The organism is Dellaglioa sp. CoH-55-MRSF-8 (assembly GCF_056782195.1).
The window spans coordinates 1-282 of the sequence record NZ_JBXAYH010000175.1 but is presented as its reverse complement, the minus strand read 5'-3'; the positions used below and the strand labels follow the sequence as shown (position 1 = coordinate 282).

At 56.0% G+C, this 282-nt stretch carries 1 protein-coding gene; it reads left to right on the top strand.

The window, feature by feature from the left end:
* Positions 1 to 60: 60 nt before the first annotated feature.
* Positions 61 to 282: hypothetical protein (locus AC1RPW_RS08400; RefSeq protein WP_481769509.1), on the top strand; the 222-nt coding region annotated here is incomplete at its 3' end.

The window sequence follows — 282 nt, the reverse complement described above, 5'->3', positions numbered from 1 at the left end:
AGCCGGGACTTATCGAAATCGACTGGACGTTCGGCCGCGCTTTTTACGAGGGGCACAAAAATGACCCGACCACCAGTGCTTAATACGGTCCATGAGTTGCTGGCGGGCATCGAGGCCGTGTTCCTCAACACGATCTACGATAATTCTATGCTCAACGATGCGCAGACACGGAGCGCCGTCGAGGTCGCACTCGAAACATGGCTGATGGGAGCAGTTCCGCTCGGCATCGAGTATGTAGCGGCATGCACAGAACTCGATAATCCTCCGGACCTGATGGTGTGG